At 71.7% G+C, this 16,640-nt stretch carries 14 protein-coding genes; 8 read left to right on the top strand and 6 right to left on the bottom strand.

Features of this window, described 5'->3' with window-relative positions; translation table 11 throughout:
* Positions 1 to 344: 344 nt before the first annotated feature.
* Positions 345 to 4,796 (top strand): WD40 repeat domain-containing protein, encoded by a 4,452-nt coding sequence (locus tag AB0F88_RS26775; RefSeq protein WP_362689541.1) that lies wholly within the window; start codon positions 345 to 347, stop codon positions 4,794 to 4,796.
* Positions 4,797 to 5,008: 212 nt separating this feature from the next.
* Positions 5,009 to 5,941, top strand: coding sequence for a hypothetical protein (locus AB0F88_RS26770; RefSeq protein ID WP_362689538.1), 933 nt, complete (start codon positions 5,009 to 5,011; stop codon positions 5,939 to 5,941).
* 170 nt (positions 5,942 to 6,111) lie between these two features.
* Here AB0F88_RS26770 and AB0F88_RS26765 read toward each other — a convergent pair whose 3' ends face one another.
* Positions 6,112 to 6,357 carry a Tn3 family transposase gene (locus AB0F88_RS26765; RefSeq protein WP_362689535.1) on the bottom strand — a complete coding sequence of 82 codons (246 nt, stop codon included), beginning with the start codon at positions 6,355 to 6,357 and terminating at the stop codon, positions 6,112 to 6,114.
* A 347-nt stretch (positions 6,358 to 6,704) separates the two neighbouring features.
* Here AB0F88_RS26765 and AB0F88_RS26760 point away from each other — a divergent pair, with 347 nt between their 5' ends.
* The 6 genes from AB0F88_RS26760 (at position 6,705) to AB0F88_RS26735 (ending at position 12,673) form a co-directional block, all read left to right on the top strand.
* A complete protein-coding gene (locus tag AB0F88_RS26760) occupies positions 6,705 to 8,105 on the top strand; it encodes an FAD-dependent oxidoreductase (RefSeq protein WP_362689532.1) in 1,401 nt (466 codons plus the stop codon).
* A 94-nt stretch (positions 8,106 to 8,199) separates the two neighbouring features.
* Entirely contained in the window at positions 8,200 to 9,453 is a 1,254-nt protein-coding gene (locus AB0F88_RS26755) for an MFS transporter (protein ID WP_362689529.1), read from the top strand.
* A 32-nt stretch (positions 9,454 to 9,485) separates the two neighbouring features.
* Positions 9,486 to 9,830, top strand: coding sequence for a metalloregulator ArsR/SmtB family transcription factor (locus AB0F88_RS26750; protein WP_362689526.1), 345 nt, complete (start codon positions 9,486 to 9,488; stop codon positions 9,828 to 9,830).
* Between the two features lie 20 nt (positions 9,831 to 9,850).
* Entirely contained in the window at positions 9,851 to 10,903 is a 1,053-nt protein-coding gene (locus tag AB0F88_RS26745) for an ArsO family NAD(P)H-dependent flavin-containing monooxygenase (RefSeq protein ID WP_362689600.1), read from the top strand.
* A 244-nt stretch (positions 10,904 to 11,147) separates the two neighbouring features.
* A complete protein-coding gene (locus AB0F88_RS26740; protein WP_362689523.1) occupies positions 11,148 to 11,393 on the top strand; it encodes a hypothetical protein in 246 nt (81 codons plus the stop codon).
* Positions 11,390 to 12,673 (top strand): M28 family peptidase, encoded by a 1,284-nt coding sequence (locus AB0F88_RS26735; RefSeq protein ID WP_362689520.1) that lies wholly within the window; start codon positions 11,390 to 11,392, stop codon positions 12,671 to 12,673. The genes AB0F88_RS26740 and AB0F88_RS26735 overlap by 4 nt, the downstream gene beginning before the upstream one ends.
* Before the next feature lie 88 nt (positions 12,674 to 12,761).
* On the opposite strand, the gene AB0F88_RS26730 is transcribed toward AB0F88_RS26735, so the two are convergent.
* From AB0F88_RS26730 to AB0F88_RS26710, 5 genes are all read right to left on the bottom strand, one after another.
* Entirely contained in the window at positions 12,762 to 13,187 is a 426-nt protein-coding gene (locus tag AB0F88_RS26730) for an arsenate reductase ArsC (RefSeq protein WP_362689517.1), read from the bottom strand.
* Positions 13,180 to 14,298 (bottom strand): ACR3 family arsenite efflux transporter, encoded by a 1,119-nt coding sequence (arsB, locus tag AB0F88_RS26725; protein ID WP_362689514.1) that lies wholly within the window; start codon positions 14,296 to 14,298, stop codon positions 13,180 to 13,182. The genes AB0F88_RS26730 and arsB overlap by 8 nt, the downstream gene beginning before the upstream one ends.
* A 24-nt stretch (positions 14,299 to 14,322) precedes the next feature.
* Positions 14,323 to 14,664, bottom strand: coding sequence for a metalloregulator ArsR/SmtB family transcription factor (locus AB0F88_RS26720; protein ID WP_362689511.1), 342 nt, complete (start codon positions 14,662 to 14,664; stop codon positions 14,323 to 14,325).
* 370 nt (positions 14,665 to 15,034) lie between these two features.
* The gene (locus AB0F88_RS26715; protein ID WP_362689508.1) at positions 15,035 to 16,285 is read right to left on the bottom strand and encodes a GNAT family N-acetyltransferase; all 1,251 of its coding nucleotides are present in this window, start codon (positions 16,283 to 16,285) and stop codon (positions 15,035 to 15,037) included.
* Positions 16,275 to 16,631 carry a metalloregulator ArsR/SmtB family transcription factor gene (locus AB0F88_RS26710; RefSeq protein ID WP_362689505.1) on the bottom strand — a complete coding sequence of 119 codons (357 nt, stop codon included), beginning with the start codon at positions 16,629 to 16,631 and terminating at the stop codon, positions 16,275 to 16,277. Before AB0F88_RS26710 ends, AB0F88_RS26715 begins: the two co-directional genes overlap by 11 nt.
* Positions 16,632 to 16,640: the final 9 nt, after the last annotated feature.

Raw genomic sequence — 16,640 nt, 5'->3', positions numbered from 1 at the left:
TAGCGCTCAGTGAGGCCGGACCGATAAGCCCTTGGATATCGATGGTGCCGGAGGGCCGCTCCACGGTCTGATCGCCGTCACCTGATGTTCAGGCATGGTGCCGCGAGGTCAGGAGCAGCAACGTGGACCGACAGGGCGAACAGCAGCCCATGCCACCTGAGCCAGGTGCCCATGAGCTGCCGTCCGGTCAGGTCGCCGCGGCTCAAGACGGTGTGCGTGGCTGGGTGCGCCAAGCGGCTGCCCTGTCGGCGCGAGGGGTGGGGTGGGCGACACCGCGGGCGCTGCTGGCAGGATTGTGTGCCAGCGCGTTAGCTCCGCTGGCGGTGGTGGAGCCGGGCCCGGCAGTGGCACTGGCCGGGATCGGCGTGGTCGGCTCGCTCGGGGCGAACCTGCTGTCCGATGTCATCGGCGCCTCCCTGATCGCCGCCCGCGCCCGAACCCGAGGCGGTGCCCAGGCCGACGCCGTCCCTCCAGCCAACGGCCCGGGGAATGCTGCCGGTGCGGAGGCTTTCGCCGCTGAGCTGGCCGGACGCGTGGAACAGGTGGAGGGGGAGCTGGCCGCCCGCTTGGAGGAGATCTTGCGAGCCGGCGATGCTCGCGCTGAGGCGCTGGCTGAGACGCTGGCGGTGGTGCTGAGCGAGTTGCAGGCCGCGCAGGTGGTGATCAGCGAGGCGGTCGCCTCCGGCGAGGGGGTGTTGCTGGAGGAGATGGTGGCGGGGTTCGCCGCGCTCGGTGAGCAGACAGCGGTGCTGGCGCCGATGCTGGGCCGGCTGGACGCGGCGGCGGGCCGGATCCAGCGGACCCTGTACCGGCAAGATGCTGAGCACCGTTTCGACCGTAGCCAGCGCCAGCGGCAAGAAGCGCTGCTGGTGGTGATGCGTGAGCAGCTGAGTGAGAAGTTGAGCGCCCTGGAGCGCCGCCTTCCCGCCGGACCGAACCTCTTGCCGGAGGCTGGGGCCGGTGGCGGGGTGGTGTGGATGGACGGGTGTCCGTATCAGGGGCTGGCGCCGTTCGGTCCGGCTCAGGCGGGGGTGTTTTATGGGCGGGGCCAGGCCACCGCCCGGCTGGCGGCGATGGTCACCGCTCACCTGGGCGGCGAGGGGCTGATCGTGGTGACGGGCGCCTCGGGGGCGGGCAAGTCCTCGCTGCTGCACGCCGGGCTGCTGCCTGCCCTGGCCGCCGCACCCCTAGACGAAGCAGACAGCGGCGGCAGTAGCGGCGGAGCGTCCTGGCCGCAGGTGACCTTCACCCCCGGGGCGCGGCCGCTGCAGGAGCTGGCGGTGCAGCTGGCGGTGCGCTGCAACGCCGACCCCGACACCGTGCTGGCAGAACTGCACACCGACCCGGGCCGGGCCAGGGGGCGGGCCCGGCAGATCCTGGCCGCCGAAGCGATCCGCCGCTACCAGCAGGGCGCAACCGGTGCGGGTCCGCAGCGGCTGGTGGTGGTCGTCGACCAGTTCGAGGAGGTGTTCACCCCAGCCGCGGACACCTACGCCGGGGAGGCAGAAGCGTTCGTGGCCGCTTTGGAGGCGATCGCCACCGAAACAGATCCAGTAGGCGTCGGCCCGCTTCCCGCGAGCCCGCAGGAGGGGGCCCGTTGGGGTGAGGACCGTCTTGGCGGGGGGCCGGTGGGGATCGTGGTGCTCGCGGTGCGCGGTGACTTCGTCGACCGGTGTGCCGCCTACCCGGTGCTGGCGCGGGCGCTGGAGGAGCGGGTGTTCGTGCTGGGCCCGATGAGCGAACAGGAACTACAACGGGCGATCACCGGGCCCGCCGCGGCGGCCGGACTGGCCGTGGAGGATGGTCTGGCCGAGCAGGTGGTACGGGAACTGGCCGGCCATACCCAACCCGCTGGTGCGGGGCAGGCGGGAGTGGGGGCGTTGCCGCTGCTGTCGATGGCAATGGTGCGCACCTGGCACAACCGAGAAGACGGGCGGTTGACCCGGCAGGGCTATGACCGCTCCGGCGGTGTCGCCTCCGCCGTTCAGGACGCCGCCGAAGAGGTCTACGACGCCTTCGACCCTCACCAGCGGGAGATCGCCAAACGCGTCATCACGGCGTTGACGCTCACCGCCGCCGACGGCCAGGTCGCCCGGCGCCGCGTGGCCTGGGGCGAGCTGGCCGTTGTGTGCGAGCCCGGGCAGCCCGAGCTGACCCAGCAGGTCATCGAGGCTTTCGCCGCTGCCCGGCTGATGGTCACCGGCCCTCCCTCCCCGGCCGGGTCGCCGGACACGATCACCGTGAGCGCCGCCGTTCCAGGTCTTGGCGAGGTGCCCTCCGATGCTCCGGCGACGACACCGATGGCCTTGACTGTGGCCGGTACGGTCGAACTCGCCCACGATGTCCTGGTAACCGCGTGGCCGCGGCTGCGCTCCTGGCTGGCAGAAGATCAGGCCGACCGCGTCCTGCACGGGGAGATCCTGCACGATGCCACCGAATGGGACGACGCCGGCCGTGATGCATCCTTCCTCTACCGCGGGATCCGGCTGGAGGCTGCTCGTCACGCCGCCACCCGCTGGCACGCCGACCCCGGCCGCTACCTTGGCCTGTCCGGCCCCGCCGAGGCCTTCCTGCACGCCGCCGGCCGCGCCGCGACCCGCACCCGGCACCGCTGGCAGGCGCTGTTCGTGGCATTGGCCGCACTACTGGTGATCGCGATCGTCACGGCGGGGGTTGCTATCCGTTTCGGTCAGGAAGCCGAACAGCAGCGCGCCGTGGCACTCAGCCGCAACGCACAGCTCCTGTCCCGCCAAACGGCCCTCTACAGCCAGTCCCTGCTTTCCGGCGACCCAGCGACATCGGCACGGTTGGCTGCGGCGGCCTGGGCCATCGCCCCCACCGTCGAGGCAAGGAGGAGCATGTTCGCACTCCTTAGCCAGCCCGCACGCGCTGTCCTGACCGGCCATACGGGCGAGGTGACATCGGCAGTCTTCAGTCCGGACGGTACTCGCCTGGCCAGCGCCAGTCACGATAGAACGGTGTGGATCTGGGATCCGGCCACGGGTCAGCGGGTCGGTGCCCCCCTCACCGGCCACACCGGCCGCGTGTTATCGGTGGCGTTCAGCCCGGACGGCACCCGCCTGGCCAGCGCCGGAGACGACAAGACGGTGCGAATCTGGGATCCGGTCACCGGCAAGCAGGTCGGCGCCCCCCTCACCGGCCACACCAACTGGGTGTACTCGGTGGCGTTCGGCCCGGACGGCACTCGCCTGGCCAGCGCCGGAGCCGACGGGGCGGTGCGAATCTGGGATCCGGTCACCGGCAAGCAGGTCGGCGCCCCCCTCACCGGCCACACCAGCTCGGTGTTATCGGTGGCGTTCGGCCCGGACGGCACCCGCCTGGCCAGCGCCGGAGACGACAAGACGGTGCGAATCTGGGATGTCGCCACCCACCTACAAGTCGGCGCCCCCCTCACCGGCCACACCAACTGGGTGTACTCGGTGGCGTTCGGCCCGGACGGCACTCGCCTGGCCAGCGCCGGAGCCGACAAGACGGTGCGAATCTGGGATCCGGTCACCGGCAAACAGGTCGGCGCCCCCCTCACCGGCCACACCAGCGCGGTGTACTCGGTGGCGTTCAGCCCGGACGGCACCCGCCTGGCCAGCGCCGGAGCCGACCAAACGGTGCGAATCTGGGATGTCGCCACCCACCTACAAGTCGGCGCCCCCCTCACCGGCCACACCTACTGGGTGTCGTCGGTGGCGTTCGCTCTGGACGGCACTCGCTTGGTCAGTGCCGGATTCGATGGGGCGGTGCGGGTCTGGGATATCGTCACTCACCGGCAGGTCGGCGCCCCGCTGAGCGGCCACGCCGACTCGGTGTCGTCAGTGGCGTTCAGCCCGGACGGCACCCGCCTGGCCAGCACCGGAGCCGACCAAACGGTGCGAATCTGGGATCCGGTCGCGGGCAAACAGGTCGGCGCCCCCCTCACCGGCCACACCAGCTCGGTGTACTCGGTGGCGTTCAGCCCGGACGGCACCCGCCTGGCCAGCGCCGGAGACGACAAGACGGTGCGAATCTGGGATCCGGTCACGGGCAAGCAAGTCGGCGCCCCCCTCACCGGCCACACCCGCTGGGTGTACTCGGTGGCGTTCAGCCCGGACGGCACCCGCCTGGCCAGCGCCGGAGACGATAAGACGGTGCGAATCTGGGATGTCGCCACCCACCAACAAGTCGGTGCCCCGCTCACCGGCCACACCGGCCGCGTGTTATCGGTGGCGTTCAGCCCGGACGGCACTCGCCTGGCCAGCGCCGGAGACGACGGGGCGGTGCGAATCTGGGATGTCGCCACCCACCTACAAGTCGGCGCCCCCCTCACCGGACACACCAGCTCGGTGTCATCGGTGGCGTTCAGCCCGGACGGCACCCGCCTGGCCAGCACCGGAGCCGACAAGACGGTGCGAATCTGGGATCCGGTCACCGGCAAACAGGTCGGCGTCCCCCTCACCGGCCACACCCGCTGGGTGTCATCGGTGGCGTTCAGCCCGGACGGCACTCGCCTGGCCAGCACTGGAGACGACAAGACGGTGCGGATCTGGGATGTCGCCACCCACCAACAAGTCGGCGCCCCCCTCACCGGCCACACCGACTCGGTGTCATCGGTGGCGTTCGCTCTGGACGGCACCCGCCTGGCCAGCACCGGATTCGACGAGACGGTGCGGATCTGGGACGTCGCATTGCCGCGTGATCTCCTCCGGGCAGTCTGCGGCATTGCGGGGCGGTCGATCACCGCTCAGCAGTGGCAACGGTACATCCCCGGCGAGCCGTATCGGCAAAGCTGCCCTGCCCCCCGCTAGAGCCTTTTTCAAAGGATGTGGATGAGCTGGCTGTTCAGCTAGTGCGTTGAAGACCTGCCAGCCAGTCGCTGACATGCTGGGCGATCTTGCTGTGGTGAGGGTAGAGGGCGATCTCACGCACGGGTCGGTCCGGGTCGGCGAGGTCGACCTCGTAATCGCCATCGGGCAACCCTCCGCCGAACCCGTCGCGCGACGAGCAGGTACGCGACCGCATGCGAAGGACCCGGGGGCGCAGGCGGATCGCGGTGGGCGCGGTGGGCACGGTGGGCGCGGCCGTCGTGGCGGCGGCGGTGGCGCTGACCGTGCCGCTCCTGCCTGCCACGCCGCAGCCCGAGACCACCACGACGGTCTCGGGCGGGCTCATGCCCGTGCTGCCGGAGCAGTTCACCTCGGCGGACGGCACAGGCTACCGGCTCGTGGCCAGGACCGCGATCGAGAAGACGGGCGATGCCAAGGCCACGCTCAAGGTCCCCTACACCGGCAAGCCGCTGGACGTCGGCGGCATGTGCGTGGGGCCGGACGACAGCCCGCCGCGAATCGAGGTCAAGGGGTCTCGGCTGCGCGTACCGGTCTCGTTCATGAACTGTGATCGGGAGCTGCGGCTGCAGCCGCTAGATGTCCCCGAAGGCGCCACGGAGGTGACGGCCACTTTCAACACGGTGATCTCCGGTCAGAGCTGCACTCAGGAGGAGCCGGGTGGTCCGTGCGTCACCCAGGCGCGCGCGCATGGTTCGTGGGTGCTGGGCGTATACGAGTGGACCCCGCCCGCACGACCGATCACGCCAGAACCACTGCGAAACATCCCCGAGAAGATAGGCAAGTGGCAGCTCACCGAAACGAGAAGCGGCCTCTGGCCGCAGGACACCACGGCCACCTTCAAGGTCGGCGGCAAGGCGGGCAAGGTCGCCCTCGACCAGCTCTGCTCGGGCGAGCTGGCCACTCGGCTGCAGTTCAGCTTCCGGGCGAACGGCCAGAGCGGGGGCACCATCAAGAGTTGCGGTGTCTGGACCTCAGGTAAGTTCCCGATGGCGATGAGCGAGCTCTACCTGACCGAGCCCACCACCATCACCGTGGAGCTCTCCATGGTCGGTCAGTCCACCAACCGCCCGATCCGGTGGTCGGTCGGCCTGTTCGAGCGATCGTAGGAACATGTCCACCACACCAATATGGGTCGGCCGAGGCAGGGCCAGAAGCGGCCATTGAGCGCGCTGCGGCGGAGTGAACATGGCGACCTCGGAAGTCCACTCCCACAGCGATGGCCCGCAAACGGCTCGCGGACCATCGCCACGCCCTGCGGTCAGCGTGCCACAACCGCTCAGGGCAGCAGTGCGTGCAGGCTCTCCCCCTTGTTCGACTGGCGGGAGATCTTCCTACGGAAGGCCGGGCCCGGCAGGCATTTGGCCAGATGGACGGCCCGGCGCAGCATGCCCCACTCCTTCAGCGCGGCCGCCAGGGTATTCTGCTTGCCGACGATCAGCGAGGCGGTGGCCTGGCCATATTTCAGCGGCCCGGATTTCAGCGGCCCGGCCATCCGCGGCAGATCCGGCCAGCAGTCGGCCACCGGGTCCTCATTCCAGCGCGTGGGTCAATACCGCCTTCAACACCGGCGCCTCCAGCGGGACGGCGACCATCGGGCTGCTGGTGGGCAGCCTGCCTCTGGTTTTGCGCTTCGTCATCGCAGCGGTCCCGCCTCTCGGCGACAACGTGAGACGGCGGGAGCCGCCGGCATCCGTACCTCACAACTTAGGTACCCATCTATATTGACAACCCTCAAATCAATGGGGCAGGCTGGGTATTACTTCGACAGGCTTCTAATCAGGCCGGGAGTGGGTAGGGCTTGGTGGACCGGAGCTCACCTCCATCCCGGCATCCTTGACGATCAGCACGCGATTCACAGGAGAGACGATCATGAGCGATGGACAGCGCGGCCCGGCGGCCGTGGAGATCGAGCCGTTCACGTCCGAGGGCGGCGAACCGCCCGTGGTGGTGATCGGTGCGGGCCCGGTGGGCCTGGCCGCCGCCGCCCACCTGGTCGAGCGCGGCCTGAACTTCCTCCTCCTGGAGTCCGGGCAGCAGGCAGGAGCCTCGATCGCCCAGTGGGGGCATGTGCGTACCTTCAGCCCGTGGCGCTACAACGTCGACGCCGCGGCCCGGCGCCTGCTCCAGGGCGAAGGCTGGAGCGCGCCGGATCCCGAGTGGCTGCCGACCGGCGCCGAGCTGATCGACGACTACCTCACCCCGCTGGCCAAGCACCCGGCGATCGCCCCCCACGTGCGCTTCGGCGCGACGGTGACCGCGATCAGCCGCCTGGGTCACGACCGGGTCCGCTCCATCGGCCGCGAGCAGGTGCCGTTCCTGATCCGCCTGGCCGACGGCCGCGAGATCCGCGCCCGGGCGATCGTCGACGCCTCCGGCACCTGGACCACGCCCAACGTTCTGGGGGCGAACGGCCTTCCCGCCTACGGTGAGCCCGAGGCGGCGGTGCTCGTCGACCACGCGCTGCCCGATGTGCTGGGCGCCGACCGCGAGAGGTACGAGGGCCGCCACACCCTCGTGGTGGGCGCCGGCCATTCGGCGGCCACCACGCTGCTGGCTCTGGCCCGGTTGCAGGACACCCCCGTCACGTGGGCGATCCGGGCGGGCAGCGCGGCACGCGCCTACGGCGGCGGCGAGGCCGACGCGCTGCCCGCCCGCGGCGCCCTCGGCACCCGCCTGCACACTCTGGTCGAGGAGGGACGTGTCCGGCTGCTGACCGGTTTCTTCACCCACTCCGTCACCGAGGCCGACGGCCAGGTGACGGTGCTCAGCCGCGACCCCTCCGGCGCCGAGCAGTCCATCACCGTCGAGCGCGTCGTGGCCGCCACCGGATACCGGCCCGATCACTCCATCGCCTCCGAGCTGCGCCTGGACCTCGACCCCGTCCTTGGCTCCACCCGGGCGCTGGCCCCGTTGATCGACCCCAACCAGCACTCCTGCGGCACCGTACCGGCCCACGGCGTCCGCGAGCTGTCCCACCCCGAGAGCGGCTACTACGCCGTCGGCGTCAAAAGCTACGGCCGCGCCCCCACCTTCCTGATGGCCACCGGATACGAGCAGGTCCGGTCCGTCGTCGCCGCCCTGGCCGGAGACTGGGACGCCGCCCACGACGTGCGGCTGGAGCTGCCCGAGACCGGCGTGTGCTCCTCCGGCCTGGCCGAGGCGCAAGAGCGGCGGGTCGGCCTGGCCACCGGCATCGGTGGCGGCCTGCTCGCCACCCCGCTCCCGCTGGTCACCGTCGGCGGCGACGACGGTGGTGGCTGCTGCGGCTGAACGCGCCGGCCGTCGACCCGTACCGAAGCCGCAGACGCAGGGAGCGTCAGATGTCCGAGGGATACCCCACCGCCGGTCGCACCGGTGGCCGCGGGTGAGCTCCGCCGAGGTCGCCGCAGAGGCCGCCGCCCCCGCTCCCGGGGGCGGCGGCCGGCCGCGTCCGGCTCAGGGATGGCGCATCGTCGCCGCCCTGGCCGTGACGCAGACCATCGGCTACGGCGTGCTCTACTACGCCTTCTCCGTCTTCCTCACCCCCATGGCGGCCGACCTGCGGGCCGGCGGCACCCAGATAGCCGCCGCGCTGACCGGCTCGATCCTGGTCGCCGCGCTGTGCGCCCCGCTGGTCGGCCGACTGCTGGACGCCCGCGGCGGCCGGGGCCTGATGACCACGGGGTCGGTCATCGGCACGCTCGCCGTCCTGGCCTGGTCGCGGGTGGAGAACCTGCCCCAGCTGTACGCGGTCTTCGCCGCGATCGGCGTCGCGTGCGCGATGGTGCTGTACGAGAGCGCCTTCGCCGTCATCGTCAGCTGGTTCGACGGTACCGGCCCGGATCACGACGGCGGCCGGGCCAACGCCCTGCTCGCGCTCACCGTCGTCGCCGGGTTCGCCTCCACCGTCTTCCTGCCGCTGACCGGCCTGCTGGTCGACTCCTACGGCTGGCGCACCGCCCTGGTGGTCCTGGCCGTGATCTACGGAGCGGCGGCGATCCCGCTGCACGCGCTCGTCGTGCGCCGCCCCGCCCGCGCCGGTCGCCGGCCGGCCACGACCCGCGAGCGGGCCGAAATCGTCCAAGCCGCCACCCGCCGGCGGCCGTTCTGGCTGCTGGTGACCGCCTTCACCGCCAACGGCGGCGCGGTGGCGGTGATGGCCGTCCTGCTCATCACCTACCTCGTTCATCTGGGCCACTCACCGGTCCTGGCCGCCACACTGGCCGGGCTGCTGGGGGTGCTGTCGGTGACCGGCCGTCTGCTCACCACCGGCCTGCAGCGCCGCCTGCCCGCCGCCCTCATCGCCGCCGCGATCTTCGCCCTGCAGGGTGTCGCCGCCGCGCTGCTCCCGCTGGCCGGGCGCACGGTGCCGGGCGCCATCGGCTGCGTGCTGGGGGTCGGGCTCGGGTTCGGCATCGCCTCCATCACCCTGCCGCATCTGCTCCTGCAGCGCTACGGCACGAGCGCCTACGCCTCGCTGTCGGGCCGCGTCGCCGCCTTCTCCGTCGCCGACAAAGCCCTGGCGCCGCTGGGCGCGGTCGCGCTGGCCCAGGCGGTCGGCTACGGGTGGGTGATGGCAGCCGTCTCGGTGGCCTGCGCGATCGCCGCGCTCGCGCTGGTCGCCTATCACCACGTATGATTTAGATAAATGTCGAATTAAGGGGTTGTCGTATGACCGCCACCACCCAGTGCTGTGCCCCGATCGCCCGCGAGCCCATCTCGCCGGCCGACGCGGCCGAACTCGCGGCGGCACTCAAGGCGGTCGCCGACCCCGTCCGGTTGCGCCTGCTGTCGATGATCGGCTCCCACCCCGGCGGCGAGGCCTGCGTGTGCGACCTGACCGGCGCCTTCGATCTGAGCGCCCCCACCATCTCCCACCACCTCAAGACCCTGCGGGTGGCCGGGCTGATCGACAGCGAGCGGCGCGGCACCTGGGTCTACTACCGGATCGTCCCCTCGGCGGTGGCCCGGCTGGGCGCGCTGTTCACCCCGCTGGCCGAGCCCGCGAACGCGTGAGCCCGACCGGGGCGACCGCGCTGCCGCCTTCGCCGCGGCGGGTCGAGGTGCTGGTGGTCGGCGGCGGGCAGGCCGGGCTGGCGGCGGGCTACCACCTGCGTCGCGCGAAGGCCGACTTCGTCATTCTCGACGCCCAGGACCAGCCGGGCGGCGCCTGGCGGCACGCCTGGCCCTCGCTGCGCCTGTTCTCTCCCGCCCAGTACAGTTCGCTGCCGGGCCGGATGATGCCCGCACCCGCGGGCGGGGGCTCTCCAAGCGCGGCCGACACCGTCGCCTACCTGGCCGACTACGAGCAGCGCTACGGATTGCCGATCGTCCGCCCCGTGCGCGTACGGGCCGTACGACGGGGCGGGGACCACCTGACGGTCCAGACCGACGCCGGCACCTGGCAGGCACGTGCCGTGATCAGCGCGACCGGCACCTGGTGGCGGCCGTTCATCCCGCACTACCCGGGCATCGGTGACTTCGAGGGCCGGCAACTGCACACCGCCGGCTACACCGGGCCCGAACCCCTGCGCGGTGAGCGTGTGGTGATCGTGGGCGGCGCCAACTCCGCCGCGCAGATCCTCGCCGAGGTCTCCACCGTCGCGAACACCACCTGGACCACCCTGCGCCCGCCCCGGCTGCTGCCCGACGAGGTCGACGGCAGGGCGTTGTTCGATCTGGCCACCCGTCGTGCCCGCTCGGCCGACGCGGCCGGCATCGGCGACCTGGGTGACATCGTCGCCGTACCGCCCGTTCGCGAGGCCCGCGAGCGCGGCGCCCTCAAGGCCGAGCCCATGTTCACCCGCCTCACCGCGACCGGGGTGGCCTGGGCCGACGGCACCGAGCTGGCGTGCGAGACAATCATCTGGTGTACCGGGTTCCGCCCCGCGCTCGGCCACCTGGCTCCGCTGCGACTGCGCGGCCACGACGGCCTGATCCCCACCGAGGGCACCCGCTCGCTCGGAGAACCTCGTCTGCATCTGCTGGGCTACGGCGACTGGACCGGCCCCGCCTCGGCTACTTTGATCGGCGCCGCCCGCTCCGCCAAAACCTGTGTCACCGACGTCCTTCGGCAGCTCGGATCCTGACAATCACTTGACGCGGGGAGACGCCGGGAAGCGCGGGGAGGCGATCGTTCGTGGTGAGCGGTGTCCGGACGCGGGGAAGGAACGCCGCCTGAACCGTGAGCCCACCCCGCCATTTTGATTAGATGTCTCTCTAACTTGACACTTCTCTAATCAAAGTGAAACGCTGGCCCTACTTAGATATCCGTCAAATCCGACGGTCGACGCGGCGTACGAACGTGCGCCACCGACTCGAAAGGGGCACACCATGGCGAGCGAGAGCACCGGTGGATTCACCGGAGACCTGCAGGAAGCCTTCACCCCGCCCGCGGCCGGAGGATGCTGCGGAGGTCCCGCTCCCAGCGCGTCCGACGACGCCGCCTCCATGGCCGTGTCGTGTTGCGGAGGCACGGCCGAGGCCGGGCAGAGCAGCCACACCGAAGGCTGCGCCCATGCATCGGCCACCCCGGCCGCCGCCGCTGCCGGTGACGCCTCCGGCGGATGCTGCGGATGAGTTCCCCGACCCCCGTCTCCTCTCCCGTGCCGCCAGAGGCGGCTGAGGTCCCCGGCCTGGCGGCCGCCCTGGAACAGGTGAGCGCGCGGCGGATGCTCGACTGCGTCGCGGAGCTGGCCTCCGACCGCTACGCGGGCCGCCGGGTGGGTACTCCCGGCGGCCACGCCGCCGCCACCTGGCTCGCCGACCGGTTACGCGCGCTGGGCGCCGAGGTTCGGCTGGACCCGTTCGATGTCGCCGAGGTGCGAGAGCTGTATCGCACGCCGGTGCTGCGGTGGAGCACCGGCCGGGCAACCCGGCGGTTGGAGCATCGCCGCGATTTCGTCGAGCACCCGACCTCGGCCGAACTGCCCGATCCGCGCTCGGCGCCGCTGGCGGACGCGGGCACCGCGGATCTCGGCGGGCGCTGGGTGCTGGCTCCGGCCGGCGAATGGGCGCAGATCTGCCGGCGGGCCGAAGCCGACGGTGCCCTCGGCGTGCTGACGGCGCGAAACACCGACGACGGCGGGTGGATGCCCAAAATGATCGCCGGGCCCGCCCGGCATGCGGTGGCGGTCATCGGAGTACGCGCCGACCTGCACCGGCAGCTGGCCGACGCCCTCGCCGCCGGGGAGGTGACCGTGACCGCGTCGGCGCCGCTGCGCGCGGTCGGCGCCGACGGCGTCAACGTTCACGGCCGCCTGCCGGCCGGGCCGGGCGTGCCGCGCAAGGGAGCGGGGGAAGGAACGGAGGGTGGGCCGCGGGTGCTGCTGACAGCGCACTTCGACGGAGTGGGCGACGACCCGGACCGTCGCCTGCCCGCCGCGGCCGACAACGCCTCCGGGGTGGCCGCGATCCTGGAAGCCGCCCGCGTCCTCACCACCACCTTGACCGTGCCGGTGGATCTGGGGGTGTCCTTCCTGGACGCCGAAGAGGTCGGTGCCTGGGGCTCGGCCCATCACGCCCCCGCCGTGGCGCCGGGCACCCAGGTCATCAACCTGGACGGGGCCGCGCAGCTGCACCAGGCCGCCTCCGTCGAGGCGGGCGGCCCGGCCCATGCCCTGCTGGCCGTCTTGGACCGGGCCGGGCGCCGCACCGGGGTGGCGTTGCGGGCCGGGGCGATGGCCTCGGACAACCGCCGCTACGCCGCGGCGGGACTGGCCGCGATCGGCATCGGCATGGGCATGCCCGGCTACCAGACCCCCGCCGAGACCCCCGACCGCGTCGAGCCGGCCACCCTGGTGGCCGCCGCCCGCCTGCTCGTCTCCACCGTCTGGCTGCTGGCCGGCACGCGCCCCTGAGCGGGGCCGCCGGACCCGGACTGTCAGCGTGCGGGCCCGCGGTCCAGGTGTTCGGGAACGCGGGCCCGGCTCGGATGCCCGCGCCGGATCATCGGGCGTCGACGCGGGCGTCGAGGTCGGCGATCAGGTTTTCGACACGGGCGCGGATCTCGTCGCGGATGCTCCGGACGGCGTCGATGTCCCGGCCGGAGGGGTCGTCGAGCCTCCAGTCCTCGTACCGCTTGCCGGGGAAGAACGGGCAGGCGTCCCCGCAGCCCATGGTGATGACCACATCGCAGACCCGCACCGCTTCGACGGTCAGCACCTTGGGCTGCTCAGCGGCGATGTCGATGCCGACCTCGGCCATCGCGGCCACCGCGACCGGGTTGATCGCCTCTGCGGGCTCCGATCCGGCCGAGCGGACCTCGATCCGGTCTCCCGCCAAGTGGGTGAGCCAGCCGGCGGCCATCTGGGATCGGCCCGCGTTGTGCACGCAGACGAACAGGACCTGGGGCGTATCGGCTGTGTCAGGCATTGACTGATCCCTTTGGCGTGGCGGTGGTGGAGAACAGGCGGCGGCCGGCCAGGCTGACGTAGACCAGCGCGACCAGGACGGGCACCTCGATGAGCGGGCCGACCACCCCCGCCAGGGCCTGGCCGGAGGTGACGCCGAACACGCCGACCGCGACCGCGATGGCCAGCTCGAAGTTGTTGCCCGCCGCGGTGAAGGCGAGCGTGGTGGTGCGCTCGTAGGTCAGGCCGATCGCCCGGCCGGCCAGGAAGGAGCCACCCCACATGAGGGCGAAGTAGGCCAGCAGCGGCACCGCGATGCGGGCCACGTCCCCAGGCCGGGAAGTGATCGTCTCGCCCTGCAGGGCGAACAGGATGACGATGGTGAACAGCAGCCCGTACAACGCGATCGGCCCGATCCTCGGCAGGAAGCGCTCCTCGTACCAGTCACGGCCCCGGGCGCGCTCGCCCAGCGTGCGCGACAGGTAGCCCGCCACCAGCGGGATGCCGAGGAAGATCAGCACGTATTGGGCGATGTCCCAGGCCGATACCTGCAGCGCGCTGCCCTGGCCCAGGCCTAGCCAGGTGGGCAGCAGGTCGAGGTAGAACCAGCCCAGCAGGCCGAAGGCGACGACTTGGAAGATCGAGTTGATCGCGACCAGCACGGCCGCGGCCTCACGGTCGCCGCAGGCGAGATCGTTCCAGATCAGCACCATGGCGATGCAGCGGGCCAGGCCGACGATGATCAGGCCGGTGCGATATTCGGGCAGGTCGGGCAGGAGCAGCCAGGCCAGCGCGAACATCAGCGCCGGGCCGATCACCCAGTTGAGCACCAGAGAGGCGAAAAGCAGGCGGCGGTCGCCGGTGACGGTGCCCAGGCGGTCGTAGCGGACCTTGGCCAGCACCGGGTACATCATCAGCAGCAGGCCCAGCGCGATCGGCAGCGAGATCTCACCGATCTTGACCGCCTCCAGCGCGGAGTTCAGGCCGGGCACCAGGCGCCCCAGCAGCAGCCCGGCGGCCATCGCCAGGCCGATCCACACCGGCAGGAGGCGATCCAGCGTCGACAGGGCGCCGATCACGCCCGGCTGCCCCGCCGGGGCGGAAAGCGGAGCTCGGGTGGACGGTGAGGACATGGGGTTCCCCTTTCGTGGTCGCGCTCAGGCCGTGGCGGGAACGTTGATCAAGGCCGAAAGCTCGGCCAGGGTCTCGGGAACCAGGCGGTAGTACACCCACGAGGCCCGGCGCTCGGAGACCAGCAGCCCGACCTCTTTCAGGACCTTCAGGTGGTGGCTGACGGTCGGCTGTGACAGCTCGAAGGCGCCGGTCAGGTCGCACACGCACACCTCGCCACCGGCGTGGCTGGCCACGATCGACACGATGCGCAGCCGTACCGGATCTCCCAGTGCCTTGAACACCCGCGCCACGGCGACGCCCTGCTCGGCGCTGAGCGGCTCGCGCGTCAGCGGCGAGCTGCACTCCAAAAGCTCAAGCGGCTCCATCGAACCCTCCCATATAGAGATCCATCGAAGTCGACTGGCATCTATATTGACACAGGTCTATTAGCGCACGATACGGAGGGGCCGCCTTCTCGGGCGCCGGACACGTGAAGCCGGCCGGCGGGGCGCGCACCCGCCGCTCGATCTCCCTCGGATCGGCCCTGCCTCCGTGGCCTCCGTGGCCTCCGCGGCGCTCTTGCCATCCGGGCCGGGCGACTCCCGGCCCGGGGAGCGGTTGCCGGGAAAGGCCGAGCAGGCGCCATCGCGGCCCATGGTGACCACCACGCCGGCGGCGCGGACGATTACCCGCGAGAGCCGCCGACGGTCTCTCGGTACGACACCGGTGGCCGGCGGAATCGTCGTGGCGGCGTCGTCAGGTGCCGGTGACCGTGCTGCGCCGTTCCAGCATGACCACGTCGCGCCAGAGGCCGTGCCGGCGGCCGACGCGCTCGCGCACGCCGACCACGCGAAAGCCGAGTGCCCGGTGCAGGGCGAGGCTGGGGGCGTTGTCGGGGAAGACACCGGCCTGGATCGTCCAGATGCCGGCCTGTTCGGAGGCGGAGATGAACGCGCTCAGCAGTGCGCGGCCGACGCCGCGGCCCTGGCAGCCCGGGTGGACGTAGAGACTGTGTTCGACGACCCCCGCGTAGACCGGGCGAGCCGACGTCGGGGAGGCGGCCACCCAGCCGGCGACCTCGCCGGTGTCGATGTCGACGGCGACGTAGCGTGGACGCGCCAGCTTGCCCGCGGTGAAGCGTTCCCAGGTCGGGGCGACCGTCTCGAAGCTTGCCTGGCCGCCGTCCAGGCCCGCCTGGTAGATGGCGAGCACCGGCCCGGCGTCGGTGTCGCGCATCGGCCGGATCTCCAGGCCGGGTGAGATCGCGGGCTTGGTCGCCTGGACGATCGCCGGGTGAACCCCGTCGCCGTGATCGGCGGTCAGGGTGATCGAGGCGTCGATGAATCCGCTTTCCAGCAGCAGGTCGTGATACCCGGCGAGGGTGAGGGATCCGGCGGCGCAACCCACCCGGTGCCCGGCCGCCGCCCGCGGGCCGGGGTCCGCTCCCCCGCCGGCTTCGGCATCGGCCCCGGAGAAGACGACGTCGCTGATGCCGAGGCGGCCGCCGGGCCGCAGCACCCGGAAGGTCTCGGCGAGCACGGCCGCCTTGTCGCCGGAGAGGTTGACCACGCAGTTGGAGATGACGACGTCGACCGCGCGGTCGGGCAGCGGGATGGCCTCGATGGTGCCGCACACGAACTCGGTGTTGGCCGCGCCCGCCTCGGCGGCGTTGCGCCGGGCGAGCGCGACCATGTCGGCGCTGGCATCCAGGCCGTAGACCCTTCCGGACGGGCCGACCCGGCGGGCCGACAGCAACACGTCGATGCCGCCCCCGGAGCCCAGATCGAGCACGGTCTCGCCCGCGCGCGGCTCGGCGACGGCGACCGGGTCGCCGCAGCCCAGGCCGGCGCGCAGCGCGCCCTCGGGCAGTCCCGCGGTGTCGTCGTAGCCGGCCGCGCCGAGGCAGCCCTCGGCGAACGCGTCAGGAGCGCGGTCCACGACGGCCTCACCGGCCGACGCCGCGCGGGCCAGAGCGGAGTAGCGCTCGACGACCTCCTCATGTGCCATGGCGTGCTCCTCGGTCGCAGGTGAGGGTGGCCGGGACGGGATTGCCCATCACCACGTCGGCCGCGGTGGGAAAGCAGCTCACGCAGGCCTCGTTGATCCGGTACAGGCTGGAGGTGCCGTGCCGTTCCACCAGGACGAACCGCACCTCGGACAGGATCCTCAGGTGGTGCGAGACCGTCGACTGCCCGACCCCGACGGCGGCGACGATCTCCCCGACGCTCATCGGCTCGCGCCGCCGGGCCAGCGACGACACGATCTGGATGCGGGTGCCGTCGGCCAGCGCCCTGAACCAGCTCGCGTACTCCTCCGCCACCCCGCGCTCCAGCGGCTCCGGCTTCTCATTCATCGTAAATCG

The sequence above is a fragment of the Streptosporangium sp. NPDC023963 genome (assembly GCF_040639135.1).
GTDB lineage: Bacteria > Actinomycetota > Actinomycetes > Streptosporangiales > Streptosporangiaceae > Streptosporangium.
The sequence above is the reverse complement of the archived record's forward strand: the minus strand, read 5'-3'. Positions and strand labels throughout refer to the sequence as shown.